13 protein-coding genes and 1 pseudogene are annotated in these 18,827 nt (G+C 43.4%); 10 read left to right on the plus strand and 4 right to left on the minus strand.

Features of this window, described 5'->3' with window-relative positions:
• Window positions 1-25: 25 nt before the first annotated feature.
• The 3 genes and pseudogenes from JMX96_RS01910 (at window position 26) to JMX96_RS01920 (ending at window position 2,457) form a co-directional block, all read left to right on the plus strand.
• Window positions 26-1,312, plus strand: a complete 1,287-nt coding sequence (locus JMX96_RS01910; protein ID WP_057759246.1) for an aspartate kinase — start codon at window positions 26-28, stop codon at window positions 1,310-1,312.
• A 423-nt stretch (window positions 1,313-1,735) separates the two neighbouring features.
• Window positions 1,736-1,903 (plus strand): annotated as a pseudogene (gene csrA, locus JMX96_RS01915) (carbon storage regulator CsrA); the annotation flags it as partial.
• Between the two features lie 179 nt (window positions 1,904-2,082).
• Window positions 2,083-2,457: a HopJ type III effector protein gene (locus JMX96_RS01920; RefSeq protein ID WP_057759243.1), complete on the plus strand. Its 375-nt coding sequence runs from the start codon at window positions 2,083-2,085 to the stop codon at window positions 2,455-2,457.
• Window positions 2,458-2,583: 126 nt separating this feature from the next.
• Here the strand turns inward: JMX96_RS01920 and JMX96_RS01925 are convergent, their stop codons facing one another.
• Together JMX96_RS01925 and JMX96_RS01930 are read right to left on the minus strand one after the other, a co-directional pair.
• Window positions 2,584-2,895 (minus strand): YeaC family protein, encoded by a 312-nt coding sequence (locus tag JMX96_RS01925; protein ID WP_201566963.1) that lies wholly within the window; start codon window positions 2,893-2,895, stop codon window positions 2,584-2,586.
• 55 nt (window positions 2,896-2,950) lie between these two features.
• Window positions 2,951-3,955, minus strand: coding sequence for an NAD(+) kinase (locus JMX96_RS01930; protein ID WP_179798759.1), 1,005 nt, complete (start codon window positions 3,953-3,955; stop codon window positions 2,951-2,953).
• A 319-nt stretch (window positions 3,956-4,274) separates the two neighbouring features.
• On the opposite strand from JMX96_RS01930, the gene JMX96_RS01935 reads away from it, so the two are divergent.
• Complete coding sequence (locus tag JMX96_RS01935) at window positions 4,275-4,997, plus strand: Bax inhibitor-1/YccA family membrane protein (RefSeq protein WP_057759239.1); 723 nt, start codon at window positions 4,275-4,277, stop codon at window positions 4,995-4,997.
• A gap of 118 nt (window positions 4,998-5,115) precedes the next feature.
• Here the strand turns inward: JMX96_RS01935 and JMX96_RS01940 are convergent, their stop codons facing one another.
• Complete coding sequence (locus JMX96_RS01940; RefSeq protein ID WP_201566965.1) at window positions 5,116-7,911, minus strand: heavy metal translocating P-type ATPase; 2,796 nt, start codon at window positions 7,909-7,911, stop codon at window positions 5,116-5,118.
• A 437-nt stretch (window positions 7,912-8,348) separates the two neighbouring features.
• Between JMX96_RS01940 and mrcB the strand changes: the two genes are divergently transcribed.
• The 6 genes from mrcB to purH all read left to right on the plus strand — a co-directional run bounded on the left by mrcB (window position 8,349) and on the right by purH (window position 16,530).
• Window positions 8,349-10,853 carry a penicillin-binding protein 1B gene (gene mrcB / locus JMX96_RS01945; protein WP_413786722.1) on the plus strand — a complete coding sequence of 835 codons (2,505 nt, stop codon included), beginning with the start codon at window positions 8,349-8,351 and terminating at the stop codon, window positions 10,851-10,853.
• A gap of 80 nt (window positions 10,854-10,933) precedes the next feature.
• Window positions 10,934-11,746: a tetratricopeptide repeat protein gene (locus tag JMX96_RS01950; protein ID WP_227676850.1), complete on the plus strand. Its 813-nt coding sequence runs from the start codon at window positions 10,934-10,936 to the stop codon at window positions 11,744-11,746.
• Window positions 11,747-11,886: 140 nt separating this feature from the next.
• Window positions 11,887-12,813 carry a 50S ribosomal protein L11 methyltransferase gene (gene prmA / locus JMX96_RS01955; RefSeq protein WP_201566967.1) on the plus strand — a complete coding sequence of 309 codons (927 nt, stop codon included), beginning with the start codon at window positions 11,887-11,889 and terminating at the stop codon, window positions 12,811-12,813.
• A 171-nt stretch (window positions 12,814-12,984) separates the two neighbouring features.
• Entirely contained in the window at window positions 12,985-14,247 is a 1,263-nt protein-coding gene (locus tag JMX96_RS01960; RefSeq protein WP_201566969.1) for a DUF3426 domain-containing protein, read from the plus strand.
• Window positions 14,248-14,425: 178 nt separating this feature from the next.
• A complete protein-coding gene (gene fis, locus JMX96_RS01965; protein ID WP_201566970.1) occupies window positions 14,426-14,800 on the plus strand; it encodes a DNA-binding transcriptional regulator Fis in 375 nt (124 codons plus the stop codon).
• A gap of 149 nt (window positions 14,801-14,949) precedes the next feature.
• On the plus strand, window positions 14,950-16,530 hold the full coding sequence (gene purH / locus JMX96_RS01970; RefSeq protein ID WP_201566972.1) for a bifunctional phosphoribosylaminoimidazolecarboxamide formyltransferase/IMP cyclohydrolase: 1,581 nt from the start codon (window positions 14,950-14,952) through the stop codon (window positions 16,528-16,530).
• A 181-nt stretch (window positions 16,531-16,711) separates the two neighbouring features.
• Here purH and JMX96_RS01975 read toward each other — a convergent pair whose 3' ends face one another.
• On the minus strand, window positions 16,712-18,586 hold the full coding sequence (locus tag JMX96_RS01975; RefSeq protein WP_201566974.1) for a SurA N-terminal domain-containing protein: 1,875 nt from the start codon (window positions 18,584-18,586) through the stop codon (window positions 16,712-16,714).
• Window positions 18,587-18,827: the final 241 nt, after the last annotated feature.

The following is an 18,827-nucleotide window of genomic DNA, read 5'->3' on the forward strand; positions in this document are numbered from 1 at the left end:
TTATTGAATAAATAGGTAGATTTTTATGGCGTTAATAGTACAGAAATACGGCGGCACTTCGATGGGCAGTATCGACCGCATCAAAAACGTCGCCAAACGAGTCAAACGCTGGCATGACAATGGTCACCAAGTGGTCGTCGTGGTCTCAGCCATGAGCGGCGAAACCAACCGTTTGATTGATCTAGCTCGCCAAATTAGCACGCAGCCTGATCCTCGCGAATACGATCAGATGGTCTCAACAGGTGAGCAGGTGTCTATCTCACTACTCGCTATGGCCATTAAAGAGCTTGGTATTGGTGCCCGTTCAATGACTGGTCGCCAAGTCGCGATTAAAACCGACAATGCTCATAACAAAGCCCGTATCGAAAGCATCGATGACAAAAACATACGCGAGCAATTAGATGCTGGCAATATCGTTATTGTGGCAGGTTTCCAAGGTATCGACGAAGAAGGCAACGCGACCACATTAGGACGCGGCGGTTCTGATACCACAGGTGTGGCGATTGCTGCAGCCTTAGGCGCTGACGAGTGTCAAATTTATACCGATGTCGATGGCGTTTATACCACTGACCCTCGTGTGACCTCAAAAGCCAAAAAACTTGAAAAAATTACGTTTGAAGAAATGCTTGAAATGGCAAGTCTTGGCTCCAAGATTCTACAAATTCGCTCAGTAGAATTCGCTGGTAAATATGGCGTGCCGCTACGTGTACTCTCTAGCTTTGATGAAAACACAGACGGTAGCTTTGACCAAGAATTTCAAGACAACGTGGGTACCCTAATTACGATAGACGAAGGAGACAATATGGAACAGGCAATCATCTCAGGTATCGCGTTCAATAGAGACGAAGCAAAAATCTTAGTACGCGGCGTGCCTGACCATCCTGGTATCGCCTCTGCTATCTTAAGCCCAATTGGTCGTGCCAATATCGAAATCGATATGATTGTACAAAACCTTTCGGATAACGGTACTACTGACTTTACTTTCACAGTTAACCGCACTGATTTAGATAAGACGCTAAAAGTGCTTAACGAAGAAGTAAAAGATGAAATTGGCGCCAAAGAAATATTGGGCAACAGTGAAGTTGTTAAAGTTTCATTGGTTGGTGTTGGCATGCGCTCACACGCAGGTGTTGCTAGTCTTATGTTCCAAACACTCGCTGAAAACAATATCAATATCCAAATGATTTCAACCAGCGAAATCAAAGTGTCTGTTTTGATTCAAGATCAACACCTAGAAAAAGCCGTTAAGTCATTGCACACGGCATTTGGCCTAGATCGTGAAGACGGCGAAAGTAAAATCGCTGGGCTATAAGACATAAAAACTGTTAAAATATAGCATTAGCATTGATGGTTATCTATTAACCGCTATTAATAACTTTATATAGTATGTAGATAAACAGCATATAGATTAATAGCTTTTGAATTAATAATATCTAAATAAATACAGTACTTAAATAAAATAGGATCTTTTTAGGTCCTATTTTTATTTTTTAGCATAGTTGAAATGAGCATTTACCTAATAGTTTTGTGAAAAACCGTGACAGTATCTGTTATGCCGCCTATAATGGGGCTTTCATTTGGGCTAAATGAATCTACCTATCATTACCGCTATTGGCACGATATCTGGCATCGTGATAATGGTTATATTGCATGTTTGGTGCTGCGGTGATGTTCTGCAATTGAGAAGTAATCTGATGAGTAATAATTTGTTGATGCGACATAAGGAGTGTGACGCATGTTAATTTTGACACGCCGCGTGGGCGAAACGCTAATGATTGGCGACGAAGTAAGTGTGACGGTTCTAGGCGTCAAAGGCAATCAAGTACGTATCGGTGTAAACGCACCTAAAGATATTGCAGTACACCGCGAAGAGATTTATCAACGTATTCAGCATGAGCGTTCTGTACAGTCGCAAATGCAGCATCTTGAACAAGGCAACTTTTCGCCTTCGTTTGATGACGAAGATTACTTTAATCGCTAAGCTAGCTAAATTATAATGCTGAACGCTCAACGGCTACTATCATCGTTGAGCACACATAAATATTATATTGTTTTTTTAATCTGCTCTGAGGTCATTTATTTATGAGTATCCGCCAATCAGATGTATCGGCATTACTTAATGGTTTGAACAAAAAAGCCATTGGATTCAATGATGTCATCAGCTTTATCGACGATTTTTATCGCTATGCGCCTGCCCCTTTTGTAAATGGGATGGTACATAATGCAGCCGGTGAGAACGAAGGTAGCGCAAAGATTTTTGGTTTTGCTAAGCACCATGGCCTGAACCAATTGGACACGCTTAAACTATTTGGCGAACATTATGCCAAGGTTCAAGCAACGCCTAACGGTACCGATCATGCCAATATCCGCAATTTTTTACATTGGGGTTGGCAAGGATTTTTGATGCAAAAGAACCCGCTAACGGTTCGTCCTAGTGTCGATACGACTGCTATTTAATCATTTATGATGATTAAGCTATTTCTGATAATTTAATTATTGGTAAAGTAAAAAAAGCCACGCTATATAGCGTGGCTTTTTTATGATGAGTGTTTTTATAACAACTATTACAACTTATTTATAAATCTATTTATCACGAAACTTAACAGGCTGTACCGCGCCTTTAGGATTCGGCATATTAGGATAGTGATGCTCGTGCTCGACGTCACATTCAGCACCGATGACAGAGCCATCATCTTTTACCGGTTTATGAATATAACCTGTACGCTCGGCTGGCGGTAGGTGCTCATGCTCCCATACCATCACAGCTTGCATACAAGTCTCACGCTGCTCAGCGGTAATCTTACGACCGTCAGGCCATTTACCTAGCTCAATCGCCATACGAAACTTATCAACCACTTCGGGCGTTAGACTTGCTAGTATTGTTTGTTTATCCATCTTGCCTACTCTCCACTACCATTTTTTGCATCATATTTGGGTCTAATAGATACGCTTATTCATCGTCTATAATATCATCATCGACATCAAGACTGAATTCTTCGGCATGTACGTTCCAGTGCAACTTTGTACGGCAGGCCTCATAAAAGTCAAACCCAGGTGGGTGCAACAAAGTAAGCTTATCAGGATGCTTACGAATATGGAGACGTTGCTCTTGCTCAAGTGGCACGCTTGGCTTACCGTCCGCACTCACCATCGGCTGAGTACGATTGTCTTCGTGGATACGAATACAGACCTCACTATTACCACTGACCACAATCGGTCTGCTAGATAACGTATGGGGATGCATCGGCACCAGACAAATAGCGTCCATACTCGGATGAATAATTGGACCGCCACCTGATAAGGCGTAAGCGGTAGAGCCAGTCGGTGTTGCTGCTATCAAGCCATCACTATGCTGTCTATAAACGTCATGTCCATCGATTTTCATCTGAAAATCAATCATATGTACGGATTTACCGGCGTGCAGTACGATGTCGTTCAGTGCCATGTCTTCATGGATAATTTTGCGTCCTTCTCGTATCTCCATCGTCAATAAAAACCGATGGTCCAGTTGATAGTCTCCCATCAATACTTGGCGTAACTTAAACGCAGCTTCATCAGGTTTTACATCTGCTAAGAACCCTAAACGGCCACGGTTTACCCCTAGTACAGGTACACGGTAGCGTGCTAGCGCCTCAGCGGCATGTAGTATCGAACCATCACCGCCAACCACAATAACCAAATCACAAATCTCACCAATCAAACCGCGTTTGACGATTTTGACTCTTTCTATGTCTGTGAGGTCAAGCGTTGGTAAATTGGCCGTTTGTACGTCCATTATTAACGTCAAATTCATATCATTGACGGTTTGGGCAATCTGTACCAAGCTTTGAGTGACACTACGTTTACCAGCACGGCCCATTAGACCAATGCGCCTAAAGGCGGGGTTTTTAATAGCGTGGAATAGCTCTGATTCATGTAAGTGTGGCAATCTTGCTGACTGCGCTGAGTTTTCCATAAAACGACTCGGTATAACGGTGAAGTACAAGGTAATGATAGCGATAAATGCGCGCTTAGACTAGCATGTTTATGAATTATCGTTGTTAACTGTCGTAACTGACCCCATATAAAAGCTATCGAATGTTTTACTTAGCCGAATCTGTCTGTTCAGTTGTTAAATTAGCATATTGAGCGATACTGTAGCTCGATGCGCTAGACAACGGACAGCCTAAGGTCGAGCCATAGCAGTTGTCACGCAAACACAGTTGACAATAATGGCGGTTTTGCTAAAGTAACTAACATCACTATTTTTATATTTTATTATTAAGGACTTATGTATGGCCAATCCTATTGTCAGTCGCGCAGAACTTGCGATCGGCGGTAATCCAATGACGGTCAAGGGCGTAATTCAAAAGACCAGCTTGTTACTTGGTTTATCAGCCATTACTGGTGTGGGCTTTTTCTTTTATGCGCTTATGGCAGGTTTATCGCAAGGTTTTATTACGATGGCAGCCTTTGGTAGCATGATTGCTGCGTTTGTTCTGGCTCTTTTTATTACCTTCAAGCCGCAAAAAGCCAAGACTTTGGCAGTTCCTTACGCCTTGCTAGAAGGTATCTTTTTGGGCGGTATCTCATTATTTTTCATGAGAATGTATCCAACAGTACCAGTCACAGCAATGTGCGCAACTTTTGTCACAGCTGCGGTTATGCTTGGTTTATATCGTTCAGGTCTAGTTAAGGTTACTGAAAAGTTCCGCTCTATCGTGACCTCGGCAGTTATTGCTATCATGCTTGTCTATGTAGCACAGTGGGTACTTTCTCTAGCGTTTGGCTCATCATTGCCATTCCTATTTGAAGGTGGCGCTATTGCTATTGGCTTTAGCTTATTTGTCATCGTTATTGCTTCTTTCACCTTGCTATTAGATTTCGATAATATTGATCGCGGTGTTGCGATGGGTGTTTCTGAAGATTACGAATGGTTATTCAGTATTGGTATTCTTGCGACCCTAGTGTGGATGTACATCGAATTTATGCGTCTATTAAGCTATCTACAAGACTAATTGTAAGAGTTACCTAACAGTATCTCTGTATAGAAAAAACCGCCTTCCATTTGATGCAAGGCGGTTTTTTTATGAGCAAATTTCACAGGCTTGTTTAAATTAAATACTTCTAAAAAGGCTAAGCACGTTTTAAGCGCAATGCATTCAATACGACAAATAGCGAACTGAGCGACATACCAATTGCAGCGAGCCATGGTGGCACATAGCCTAAAGCCGCTGGTATCAAGACGATACTGTTGTAAGCGAGCGCCCAACGGAAGTTTTGCTTGATAATACGTTCCGTCTTATCAGAGATGCGTTTGGCCGCAGTGATGGCCTCGATTTGTCCGTTTAAGATAATGCTATCACTAGATACTTGTGCTAAGTCTGCCGCACCTGCAATCGAGGTCGACACATCTGCCGCTGCTAGCACTGGCGCATCGTTAATACCATCACCCACCATCAATACCACAGCACCGTTAGCCTGCAACTGCTGAATATGATTGACTTTATCAGTCGGTGATAGGCCGTTGTATGCTGCTTGTATTCCTAAACTTTCAGCCATGACTAGCGCTTGCGGGCTTGGGTCACCTGTCAACATAACAGACTCGATACCTAATCCTTTGAGCGTATCGAGCATCGACTGCGCACTATCACGTACCTTGTCATTGAAATAAAAACATGCCAGCGCCTGCCATCCATTATCATCAGTATTCTGACAAGACAATACTACTGCAGAGCTGGCTCGCTGAGCTACTAGATCGATGGTTATATCATCATTTGCATCTATATCATTGGCGCTACTATCTGTTCTGTCTAACGCAAAATCTTTATGACCGATTCGATATATAGTGCCATCAATCATCGCTTCTACACCGCCCGCTGGATAATGCTGTACGGCTTGCGTTGATGGCAGGTGTAACTGATAGGCCGCCGTCAGTAACGCATGGGCAATTGGATGACGACTCCCTACTTCTAACGCAGCTGCAATTGCTAAGAGCGTATCTTTTTGCGCTGTTAATGATAAATCGTCAATTTCGGTCTGGCTTTTTGGTGTGATTAACTCAATATTTAATAAATTTGGTTTGCCATAAGTCAGCGTGCCAGTTTTATCAAAAGCAACATGCGTGATTTCAGCTAATGTCTGTAGTGTATGGCCACGCGTCGTCAAAAAACCATAGCTTGCCAGACGGTTGGTTGAGACGGTTAAGGCAATCGGCGTCGCCAATGATAATGCACAAGGACAAGTAGCCACTAAGACTGCCACCGTCGCCCAAATGGCTTGGCTTGGATCAACGATATACCAGCCGACAAATACTAAGACGGATAAAACCAAAATACGTGCCACAAACCAACGCGCCAACTTATCTGCTTGCTGCGCCAATTTGGGTTTTTCGCTCATGGCACGATTCATCAATCGATCAATTAAGCCTATCTGGCTGTCTTTTGGCAAAGCGGTGACTAGCATTTCGAACGGCTGGCTATCGTTTTGTGCACCGCCAACAATATAATCACCTTGAGATTTGATGATTAAATCACCTTCACCGGTCAGTAGACTTTGTGACACCGTTGCAGTAGAACTTAACAAGATACCATCACTGATAATCTCTGAACCTGCCTCAACCAAAATGATGTCGCCCACTTGTAAGCTATGAGCGGTGACCATTTGCTTTGACTCTATATCGTCTTCTGCTTGTGATAGCGCATTCTGTTGGTTGCGTGACTGCTGCCAGTCTTGAGCGATACGTGATGTGAGCTGATAAACATTGGCGTCCATACGCTGCATAAAATCAGGCATGACTTCAGCCGCGTCTGATGCCTTCTGAGCCTCGTCTTCGATAGCTTCATTTTGTTGATATTCATTTTCTTTCAGCAGTTGTAAAATATGCTCGGCAGCTGATTTGTTTTCAGCGACTTTTTGTACCAATACCGGCTCAACCACGACCAAATCATTAGCCATCGTCGCGGCTTTTAGACGTGCATTGTGCTCGATATAACGCCCTGCCAACAAAAAGAAGATAAACATACTGACCGAGTCATAATACGTCTCCCCTTGCCCAGTGATGGTAGCGTAGAGACTGGCAAAGAAAGTAATAATCAGCGCAAGACTGACGGGCACATCCATATTGACTTGGCGCGCACGAATTGCTGACCATGCAGAGGTAAAAAAAGGAATACCAGCATAGAAAAATACAGGCGTACTCACAAATAAAGACACCCAACGCAAAAAGTCACGTTGGAATATTAACATGTCGCTATACTCACCAAAATACAGCGCAACGGCATACATCATCGCTTGCATCGAACCTAGTGCAGCGATGCCGAGACGCAATAGCATTTGATTATTATGACGTGCCAGCATGGCTTCATGAGTATCTTGCCGATAAGGCTTGGCTTCATAGCCGATTTCATTGATGACCGCTAAAATGCGACTGATGGGTAATTTGTTCTCATCCCAAATGACCCGCATACGTTGGTTGGTCAAATTTACCTGACACTTACCAATACCCTCTAGCTCATCGAGACGCGACTCAATCAGCCAAGTACAGGCAGCACAGCGTAAGTTATTAACAGACAGCTCTGCTACTGACATGCCATCTTGCGCGTAAACGAACTGTGATTTTATCTCGTCATGATCGTAGACCTCGAGACGCGTCAGCTGAGTTGGCAAACTTGCCGTACGGTTAATTTCCGATCGGTCAAGATAGTACTGCTCAAGACCAGCCTCTACAATGCTTTGGGCAGCTAACTGACAGCCCATACAACACATCTCTCGTGACTGACCTAATATCTCAGCATGAAACGGCGGCTGAGGTACGGGGTCACCACAGTGGAAACAGTGATCAGCCAGCGGGAGCACTAAGCCTTCGATGATAGATGTGTCTTCATAAGAATGATTGGTAGCAGATGATACTGATGATGGGATACTAGACATAGTCGCGCTTACTTCCTTTGACAGGCTTGCTTAAAATGCATTCATTTAAAGCAAACTTGCTCGTATTGACTGTACTGTACGTCATGCCATAGAGCCGTTTTTAATCACATGAATATTACTACTGTTAGTAGCATAGTATTAATAACAAACGGCTAATAGCAAACAATTAGCAACAGCGAATTCATACAAAATACATCGTGAGGACAATCGTAAATTGTTATCTTATATGGCGTTTATCTACCAGATTGAAAGTGACTGACGCTTTATTACAAGTATCGGTATTTTAATAGGGATTATACTATAAGCCATCGCTATGAGCAGTATCATCGCTCATGGTCTACGACCAATAAATGCCTGCGTTGACGATGATAGATTGAAAAATTTGTCAATTTGCGTCATTATGAGGCAGTTTTTTATCCAAAAATGGTGCGACATCCGTGCAAAAACCTAATTACAAGTTACCAAATACCAAGTTATCAGCGTCATCTAAGTCTGCTATGCACACGCTACCTTCGCAGCAGCGCGGCTTGGTCTTTAGTAGTCTGCTGTTAATTATCATCATCGCAGGCATGGTGCTGTTGGCACTGTATTTGATCAAACTTGATCGCACCATTACTCATAAATTTGAGGGCAAGCGCTGGGACATTCCAGCCAAAGTGTATTCGCAGCCGCTTGAGCTGTATCAAGGTGCCAATGTCGATAGAGATACGATGAAGACATGGCTAGAGTTGCTCAATTATCAAAGCAACAAAGCTTATGACCGTACAGGTACCTATCATCGAACAGGTAATACTTACTTTATTCACACGCGCGGCTTTACGTATAGTGCTAATGATAAAGATGCCGAGCAAGTCATCAAAATGACGATTTCTGGTAATAAAGTAGAATCTATCCAGAGTACTCTGCCGGCTAAGAGCGGCATCATTCGTCTAGAGCCTGTCAATATCGGTGGTATCTATCCCGACAGTAATGAAGATCGGATGGTTGTGTCTTTGGACGAAGTGCCTCAGCCGTTGATTGATGCTCTCATCGCTACCGAAGATCGCGCGTTTTATGAGCATAAAGGGGTATCGGTACGTGGTATCGCCCGTGCCGTAATCAATAACTTTACTGGTGGTGCCAGACAAGGTGGTTCGACAATCACCCAGCAGCTGATCAAGAACTTTTATCTCAACTCAGATCGCACTATCAAACGCAAAGCCAATGAAGCATTGATGGCCGTGCTACTTGAGCTGCATTACAGCAAAGATGAAATTTTACAGACCTATTTGAATGAGATTTATCTGGGTCAAAATGGCAATCGCTCTATCAATGGTTTTGGTCTGGCATCACAGTTTTATTTTGACAAACCTCTTAATGAGCTGCGCTTAGATCAACAAGCGATGCTGGTTGGTATGGCAAAAGGCCCAAGTATCTATAACCCACGTCGTAATCCAAACGACTCAAAAGCACGCCGTGATGTGGTGCTTAACAATATGCTGACAATGGGTACACTGAGCCAAGAAGACTATGACAAAGCATTAGAACAACCGCTTGGTATCGTGGATAAGCCTGCTGAGGGCAAAAGCCAGTTCCCTGACTTCTTAGATATTGTTAAGCGTGAGCTAAATACCGTCTATTATTCTGACGACCTCAAGAACGAAGGTCTGATTATTATCAGTACCCTAGACCCTATCGCTCAATTGGCCGCAGACAAAGCCGTTGATAGAAAACTTGGTGAGCTACGTCGCAATAGTAGCAAGACTAAGGATTTACAAGGTGCGTTAGTCAGTGCCAATCCTGAGACTGGCGAGCTAGTATCTGTCGTGGGTAGTGGTAGTGAATTTACAGGGTTTAACCGCGCGGTCGATGCCAAACGCCAAGTCGGCTCGTTGCTGAAGCCTATCATTTATATGACTGCGCTTGAGAGCGGTCGTTATAACTTGGCCAGTTCAGTAGATGACTCCCCTATTACGGTCAATCTAAACGACGGTAATGACTGGAACCCTAAAAACTACGACAATCGTGATCATGGTTATGTACCATTTACCACGGCATTGTCACAATCCTATAACCAAGCGACGGTACGCTTAGGTATGGAGTTCGGTGTTAATACCTTTGCTAAGCAATTACAGCGCATGGGTATCAAAGAAAAAATTCCGCCTTACCCATCAGCATTGTTAGGCTCAGTTAATTTGAGTCCGATGGATATGCTTGGTATTTATCAAGTCTTTGCCACTGGTGGTTTCCGCACTCCTATTCATAGTATTCGTACGGTCATTGATGATCGCGGCCGTATTTTACAGCGTACTGGGCTTAACACTCAGCGTAGCATTCCACCTGAGACCAACTTTTTGACCAACTATGCATTACAGCAAGTCGTCTCAAATGGTACGGCTAGACGTGCGCAATCACTCGGCAGCAATTTAAGCCTAGCAGGAAAAACAGGTACAACAAACGACTACCGCGATGCTTGGTTTGCAGGCTATAGTGGCAACTATGTAAGTGTTGTTTGGGTTGGTCGTGATGATAATAAACCGATTGGCTTGAGTGGTGGTACTGGCGCCTTACCAGTTTGGGTAGATTATATGAAACGCCTAAAACTGACTCCGGTTGCTCTACCAGAGCCAGAAGGTATCGAATGGTTATGGCTAGAGAACAATTCAGGCAAACTGTCTAATGAGCGCTGTGCGAACGCTCGCTACCTACCAGTAATGTCAGCTCACTTACCAGAAGAAGCCAGCAGTTGTGCGCTGAGCCTGTATCAGCAAGATCGCGCTCGTGAACAAACACAATTCCAGAATCAGCAAGGTGATATCAATCAACAACGTCGCCGCGAAGGTTTAGAGATTCCAAATGGAGAAGCTGTGGAGTCTGATGAGGCAGAAGGTAGCAGTGAGCAAAATGAAGGCGATGAAAACCGTGCTGATACTTGGTATGACCGCGCTGTTGAATGGTTCTAGCTGTTGAATGGCACTAGCTATTGAATGGTTCTAATAGTGTTTTTGGTATTTAGCTTTTAATATTTAAAAAAGGTTTTAACATGATGGTGTCATCTTTACGGACAACTACTTCAGTAAAACAAACTATAATGCTATGGCGTAATAAAATTACGTCAAGCAATACCTTACTTGCAGGCAGCGCGATCATTGGCATGCTAAGCCTAAGTGCTTGTCAAACAGCACCTAGCACATCGACCACAGTGCAAACCACGCCTGTTCAAACATTACCAACGTCACAACCGACCGTGCCATCAACGACAACTACTCAAGCGCCTGTCACGGAAGCAAATGATCAAAGCAACTATCCAACCGAGCCTTACAATGAGGTTGAACAGTCCGAAAAACCAAATCCATTAACGCAAGAGACACCTGTATTTACGCCTCCTGCTCCAGACGTGATTCAGCCTGACCCTGTTATCATTGCGCCTTCTCGTAATGACTATATAATCTCTGAGCCATCGGTACCGTCGCATAATGAGTTACTTGAGCACGCCAGAAGAAACTCGCAGCAACGTACTCAACAAGCTGCCAGCAACAATAGCAATCTGCCTGCATTTCGCAATTTGATGCAAGTAGGTATCAGTCAATTGAAAGCTGGCAATCTAACCAATGCCGAGAGTAGCTTTACCCGTGCACAGCGTTTAGCGCCCAAATCGTCGGCGGTATACTTCTATTTGGCACAAGTAGCATTAAAAAAGAACCAGCCTCGTAAGGCAGAAGCGATGGCACGTCGTGGTCTTAGTGTCTCTCAAGATAGCAATCGTAGACGAGCCCTATGGCAAGTTATATTGCAATCAGGTCAAGCTCAGGGCAACTCACGCGTGGTCAATGAAGCGAAAAAAGCATTGCGCTAATAACTGATATTTATACATTTTAGACTCATTAGTTAAAACCTCTATATACATCCTGCATTTCGTTGTATGTAGACTTATCTAGGGCAGCCCCTAACACCTAACACCTACATTTATTTTTATTTCCGCTTAAGGTTATCTTTATGGCATGGCAACAACTGCATTTACAATGCGAAAAATCAAACGTCGACTTGGCTGAAGCGCTTTTATTAGAAGCAGGTGCATTATCAATAGCTTTAGACGATGCTGGCGATCAACCTTTGTTTGAGCCACTTCCAGGTGAATCACCGCTTTGGGATGAGGTGATACTAACAGGGCTATTTGATGCGACTACTGATGCGGGTAGTCGTCAAGCGGTTGAGCAATTAAGTCATGAAATTGCTGCACAAGTACAGGCTACTCGTATTTGGCTAACGGCTGTTGATGATAAGGATTGGGAGCGCGAGTGGATGAGCAATTATCATCCTATCGAATGTGCTAATGACTTATGGATTGTACCTGACTGGCTAACACCGCCTAACCCTAAAGCCACTAATATCATTATGGATCCTGGCCTGGCATTTGGTACTGGCTATCATGCTACGACTCGCCTATGCCTAGACTGGCTAACAGAACAAGACCTAACAGACAAAGTGGTTATCGATTATGGTTGTGGCTCAGGTATTCTAGGGATCGCTGCTTTATTATTGGGTGCACGTCAGGTATATGCAGTCGATATTGACCCGCAGGCAGTACTTGCTACCAATCAGAATGCGGTACGCAATAATGTAGGCGATCGTTTGCAGGCATTTTTGCCAGAAGAATTTACAGAGTACTGCTCGCAACATGATGTGTTGCCTGTAGAAGTGATCGTTGCCAATATTTTAGCGAAGCCGCTTATTAGTTTAGCACCTTACTTTGCAACACTAATTGCGCCAAAGGGCCGTATCGTATTGGCAGGTTTAATTGAGTCACAAACCGAGCAAGTCACTGAAGCTTATCAGCCATATTTTGCACTGGACCCTAAGCATGCTTTTACTGCGCAAGAAGACCAACATTGGCAGCGTTTATCAGGTACATTTACCAGCTAGCAACATTTAATTACATCTGTTACGATAGAGGGCAGTCAAATGTTATGTGTTTGACGCCACTCTGTCTTTGCCCATAATTCATCGAAATTAAATAAGTAAATGAGTATTGTGGGCAACTATTGGTGAGTGGCTAAGCGGTATTGATAACCATACTTTTTTGGATTCGCCTCTATGACCACGCCAATAAAAACCCAATGCCCCCATTGCCAAGCTTGCTATAGCGTTAAACAAACTCAACTAAATCAAGTCAATGCTACCATCAGCTGTGATCGGTGCCAGCAAAGTTTTTTGGTCAATAAGCATCTTGTGGTAAATTCTGAGGTTATTCAAAAACCAACACCACAAAAAAACATTCCTGCTCAACAAAAAGCTCAAACTCAACCAATATCAAACGAGCAAAAAGCGACTACTAGTAGCAATCAGCATAACCCTCAAAATGTGCCAGATCGCCCTACACCTTCAATCAGTAAGAAAAAATCATCTGGTACTTTGATTCATGACGACTTAATCTATGATGATATGGATATAGACGATCCAGAAGAAGACGTTCAAGAGTATGACTCATTAGATAGCATGGATGCATGGTTAACCCAAGCCAGTAATACCAGTCCTAGCGTAGCAACCACAGAAAAACCAAAAGCGCCTCCTTCTAAAGAAACTATCAAAAGCTCTAATTCATCAACCAAGAAACCATCTACTAGTACAATATCAGCATCCTCATCAACACAGGACATGCTTAGCTCGGCAGCGGCCAATGATATTCATGCCAATGTTGAGAGTACTGATAACCATTCGTGGCTGCAAAAACTATTAGAAGAACAAAATCAAGATGAAGAAACACCGCAAGATGATACAGACTTATCACAGCTTCTCTCTGATATGGGAGTACCCGTTAAAGATGAAGACCCTGCTGCCGACGATCGTTTAAGAAAAACTCAGCTACCGTTTGCACCAACCCAAACGACACGTTCAATTGCATCATTGTTATGGATATTAGGTTGTTTGGTCCTAGCACTGCTACTCGCGGCACAATATGTTATTTTTAACTTAGAAAATTTAGTCAAAAACCCATCCTATGCTCAGCGTCTCCAGTCAATATGCTCTGTCGCTGCCTGCAGCTTGCCTAGTGCTGACTTATCAACGCTTACCATCAGCAATACCTTTCATAGAAGCAGTCAGATTAAAACTACTGGTACATTTAGCGATATAGGCGCTACTCTAAGTAATGGGAGCCCGCAATCACAACTATATCCCAATGTAAAAATAAGCGTTTATGGTAAAGATGAGATTATTGGAGAGTTCATTGCAGATCCAAACGATTATTTATTAGGAAAGCAAAGTCAGTTAGCTGCCAATACAGATAGACAGCTATTATTTACTATTCCTGTGGCTAATGCGCAAATTCGCGATATTACTATGACCGCTCTTTATTAAATTAAGATGTCATATATAGGTAAGCGTGAGTAGAAAATACACCGTAAATTCACTTTCAATTAAACCGTGATAGCCAAGATAACGATGAATCTATCAGCGCTAGGCGATATTAATTTGATATACTATGGTTCTGACCCCTTACAATCAGAATTTTTCTTCATCTCAAGGATATTATTTTATGGCACCTCATGCACAGCATAATGCCAATCATTTTGCTAAAAGCTCTGAGCACCCTGCCGATTATAATAAAGACGAATACCAACCACCTACGCACGGCTTTGATTTTGCTAGTCAAAACTATACAAGTACAAGTACAAGTAGCGCCCAGCAACCTCTACGAGTTCATGTAGAGCGTGTGGTACGTCAATACTTTGCGATGCTAGGAGATGAGATGCCCACTGATTTATATGAACTGATTTTAAAGCAAATCGAAGAGCCTCTCTTATCTGTGGTTCTAGAAAAGACTAGAGGCAACCAAACCAAATGTGCTCAGATATTAGGTCTAAATCGAGGCACTTTGCGCAAAAAGATGAAAACCTATGATTTAATGTAGCATTGTTATATGAGCTTACCCATCATCATTGACTATCATTATGTATGGCAATTAAATGTTCCCCGCTTTATCTATCATGATACGGCATACCGTTGTCATCATCACCTTGCCAGACGTTTACGTCAGGCTTTTTTTATGGAAAATTTCTTATGAGTACAACCCCACTTGCCCTACTATCGGTCTCCGATAAGTCTAATATCGTCGAGTTTGCTCAAGGCCTTCTCAAAGCAGGTTTTGGTTTATTATCTACTGGCGGTACTTATCGTCTGCTCACAGAAAACAACGTCGACGTGACTGAAGTATCAGATTACACAGGCTTTCCTGAAATGATGGATGGCCGTGTTAAAACGCTGCATCCTAAGATTCATGGTGGCATCCTAGGACGCCGCGGTACAGATGATGCAGTTATGAGTGATCATTCGATCGAACGTATCGACTTGGTCGTCGTGAACTTATATCCGTTTGCTGAAACGATCGCACGTGCTGACGTAACTATGAACGACGCTATCGAAAACATCGATATTGGTGGCCCTACCATGGTACGTTCAGCGGCGAAAAACCACGCTCATGTGGGTATCGTCACTGATCCAGCTGATTATGACCGTGTACTTAACGCCTTAGACGGTGGCACTGAGCTGACAACTGCTTTACGTTACGATTTGGCAGTGAAGGCGTTTGAGCATACTGCGCAGTACGATGGTATGATTGCCAACTTCTTAGGTAGCCGTGTCAACGAAACTCAAGAACCAGAAAACTTCCCACGTACATTCAATGTGCAGCTTGAAAAAGCACAAGACCTACGCTATGGCGAAAACCCGCATCAAAACGCGGCTTTCTATACTGAAAACCAGCCTTTAAAAAGCAAACAAGCCTCAATCGCAACGGCTAAGCAATTACAAGGCAAAGCATTGTCTTATAACAACATCGCTGATACCGATGCTGCGCTTGAGTGCGTTAAAGCTTTCAGCGCGCCTGCTTGCGTTATCGTTAAGCATGCCAACCCTTGCGGTGTCGCGGTTGATAATGACCAAATAGCGGCTTATCGTACTGCTTTTAGCACTGATCCTGAATCATCTTTTGGCGGTATCATCGCATTCAACCGTCCGTTGACGCTTGCTGCTGCAAAAGCCATTATCGACAATCAGTTCGTAGAAGTAATCATTGCACCTAGTATCGAAGACGGTGTACTTGAAGCGACAGCTACTAAGAAAAACGTACGTGTCTTGGTATGCGGCGAGCTACCAGCACCCGATCAGCGCGATATCCAACTTGACTATAAGCGCGTCAATGGTGGCCTACTCGTACAAGAGCAAGACCTTGGTTTAATCACGGCTAACGACCTAAAAATCGTCACTGATGTACAACCAACTGAAGCGCAAGTGGCAGATCTACTATTCAGCTGGAACGTGGCAAAATATGTTAAATCTAATGCCATTGTCTACGCAAAAGGCCAACGTACTATCGGTGTTGGCGCAGGCCAAATGAGCCGCGTTAACTCAGCACGTATTGCTGCTATCAAAGCAGAACATGCTGGACTAGCAACTGAAGGTGCTGTTATGGCATCAGATGCGTTCTTCCCTTTCCGTGATGGCATCGACAATGCTGCTGAAGTAGGTATTTCTGCTATCATTCAGCCAGGTGGTTCTATGCGTGATGACGAGACTATTGCTGCTGCTAATGAGCATGGTATCGCGATGGTATTCACGGGCATGCGCCATTTCCGTCATTAAACAATAACCTATTAGTTTAAGACTGGAATTAGTCGCAGCAATTGTATTTATTACTGCGACTAATTTTCAGTCTATATAATATTCGTGATAATTATCGTTAAAGCATCACCTAAAAAAAAGCCACTGCATCAATCGATACAGTGGCTTTTTTAATATCTAAGCATAACGAACTAGCACATACTTAGCGTCCTTGTGCATTTGCCATGTTGCTTTCATTAATCTCAACCGTATACACCATACGTAGATAGTCCAAATAGTCTTGTAACTGGTCTTGGCCTAAATTGTCACGAATGATACTGGCTGTTTGCGCTCTTTGCATATCAGACAATGGTGACTGCTGCTCAGTCTTAATACGGTCTCCAACCAGTAGCGTTGCACCCATCTCAGTCTCACTAGCAATCGCGACGACGCCATTATCAGCGGCTTGCTGGCTAAATGCCAACCCACGCTCTTTGTCCGTTAGCTGCGTCGTTTGACGGTTAATCTCACCCAGTGCTTGGAAACTAACCGACTGCTTACTGATATCAGCTGGCGTCTTGATACCAGCAGCCAATGCTTTAGCGTCTTTTAAAGCTAATGCGGTCGCTTTCTGCTGACGTAGTATTTGAGTGATTCTTGGAGTTGCATTTGCTAGAGCAAGCGTCTTAGTAGGACGATAATTGCTTGGCTGTAACCATACGGTACCGTTGCCAACTTCTACGCCCGCCGTTACCGCTTGATCTTGAATAGTAAACTCATCAAAGGCCTGTTTAACCACAGCTGGTTGCGGCAGTGCTGATTTGTTATTCACTTTACGATAATCTTTGATACGCTTTAGGCTGACGTTTTCTTGCTGCGCAATATCTTCGATACTGAAACCATCTGCCGCCAAGTCATTGATTGACGTCACTTTATCAGCATAGATTTCCTGACGTTTATATTCTTTTGCTTTCGCAGTCAGCTCTTCACGCATACTGTCTAGACTTGGAGTCTTTTTGCCGTTGTCTTCAGTAACCGTAAATATCTGATAACCAAAGCTGGTTTTGATAGGTGCAGTCACATCACCAACACTCAATCCTTCTAGTGCCTCTTGCACCGTATCTGCATCACTGCCAAACACTGAAGGATTGAAACGTCCGATATCACCACCTGTTTCACCTGATGGATCATCTGACTCTGCTTTAGCAAGCGCAGCAAACGCTTCACCTTTATTCAAACGGGCTTTGACTTTATCGGCTCGTGTCTTAGCATCTTTACCAGTAAACAGTATCTGACTGACTTTACGCTCATCAGTAGCCGAAATGCTCTGTTTATATGCTTCATACTGCTGCTGCAACTCCTCTGCGGTTACTTCATCAACCTTGATAGTTTGCGGGCTGAGCTGAATATAAGCCAAGTCAACCATCGCTGCACTTTTCAATGTGTCTTTGTTAGCATCATAGTAAGACTGAATGTCTGTTTTGCTAAGCTTAACTTTGTCAGCATAGTCTTGCCAATTAAAGCGATGTACCCAAACGTTGCGCGACTCAAGTTGCAAGTCAATCAATTGACTGACCGCTTGCATAGGATAAACGGCCGTACCAACGATACTAGCATTTAGTTGATCCAAGCTTAACTGATTGCGAAATTCTGCAAATAGCTGGTTTTTGGTCATGCCGCGCTGACGCAAGAAGTTTGAGAACTGATCGTTTGAAAAGTTACCCTCTGCATCTTGGAATATTTCTTCTTGACGCAGCAGACGATTGATCGTGTCATCAGACACTGTCATACCAAGCTTACCTGCTTGCTGCTCTAACAACGTACGGTCGATTAGACCCTTTAATACTTGCTCATGAAGCACATCTTCATTCAACAAGCTGGCATCTTCGACTTGCTCTAGCACTTCAGAACGACGGCTATTGACAGCAGTTTGATACTCGGACAGTCCTACGCTTGCCTCACCTACCTGCGCAATCTGGTTGGGATCGACGTTGCCGCCAAAATAGCTTTCGACACCCAAGAGAGCGAGCGGCGATAGGCATAAAATCAATAAAATGCGACCTGGCCAGCTTTTTAAGAAATCGCGCAATTTATCCATAGTTATCTCTGCTTTATTAACCTATATTGATGAAAAACCATTGTAATACTGTTAGGAGCTGTTAAGTGCAACCTGCCAATATCAGTGCTATCTAAGCTCGCAATGGTAAGAGTAAGAGCGTATGCATTTTATAGTAAAAAACAAAATTTACTAAAGAAATCTGACTGAAATGACACACCTATCGCGCGCCCTATGATACGTGATTTTTCATGCAGACTCAAAATATTCACGACGCATGATA

It is taken from the genome of Psychrobacter sp. JCM 18900 (genome assembly GCF_904846625.1).
Classification (GTDB): domain Bacteria; phylum Pseudomonadota; class Gammaproteobacteria; order Pseudomonadales; family Moraxellaceae; genus Psychrobacter.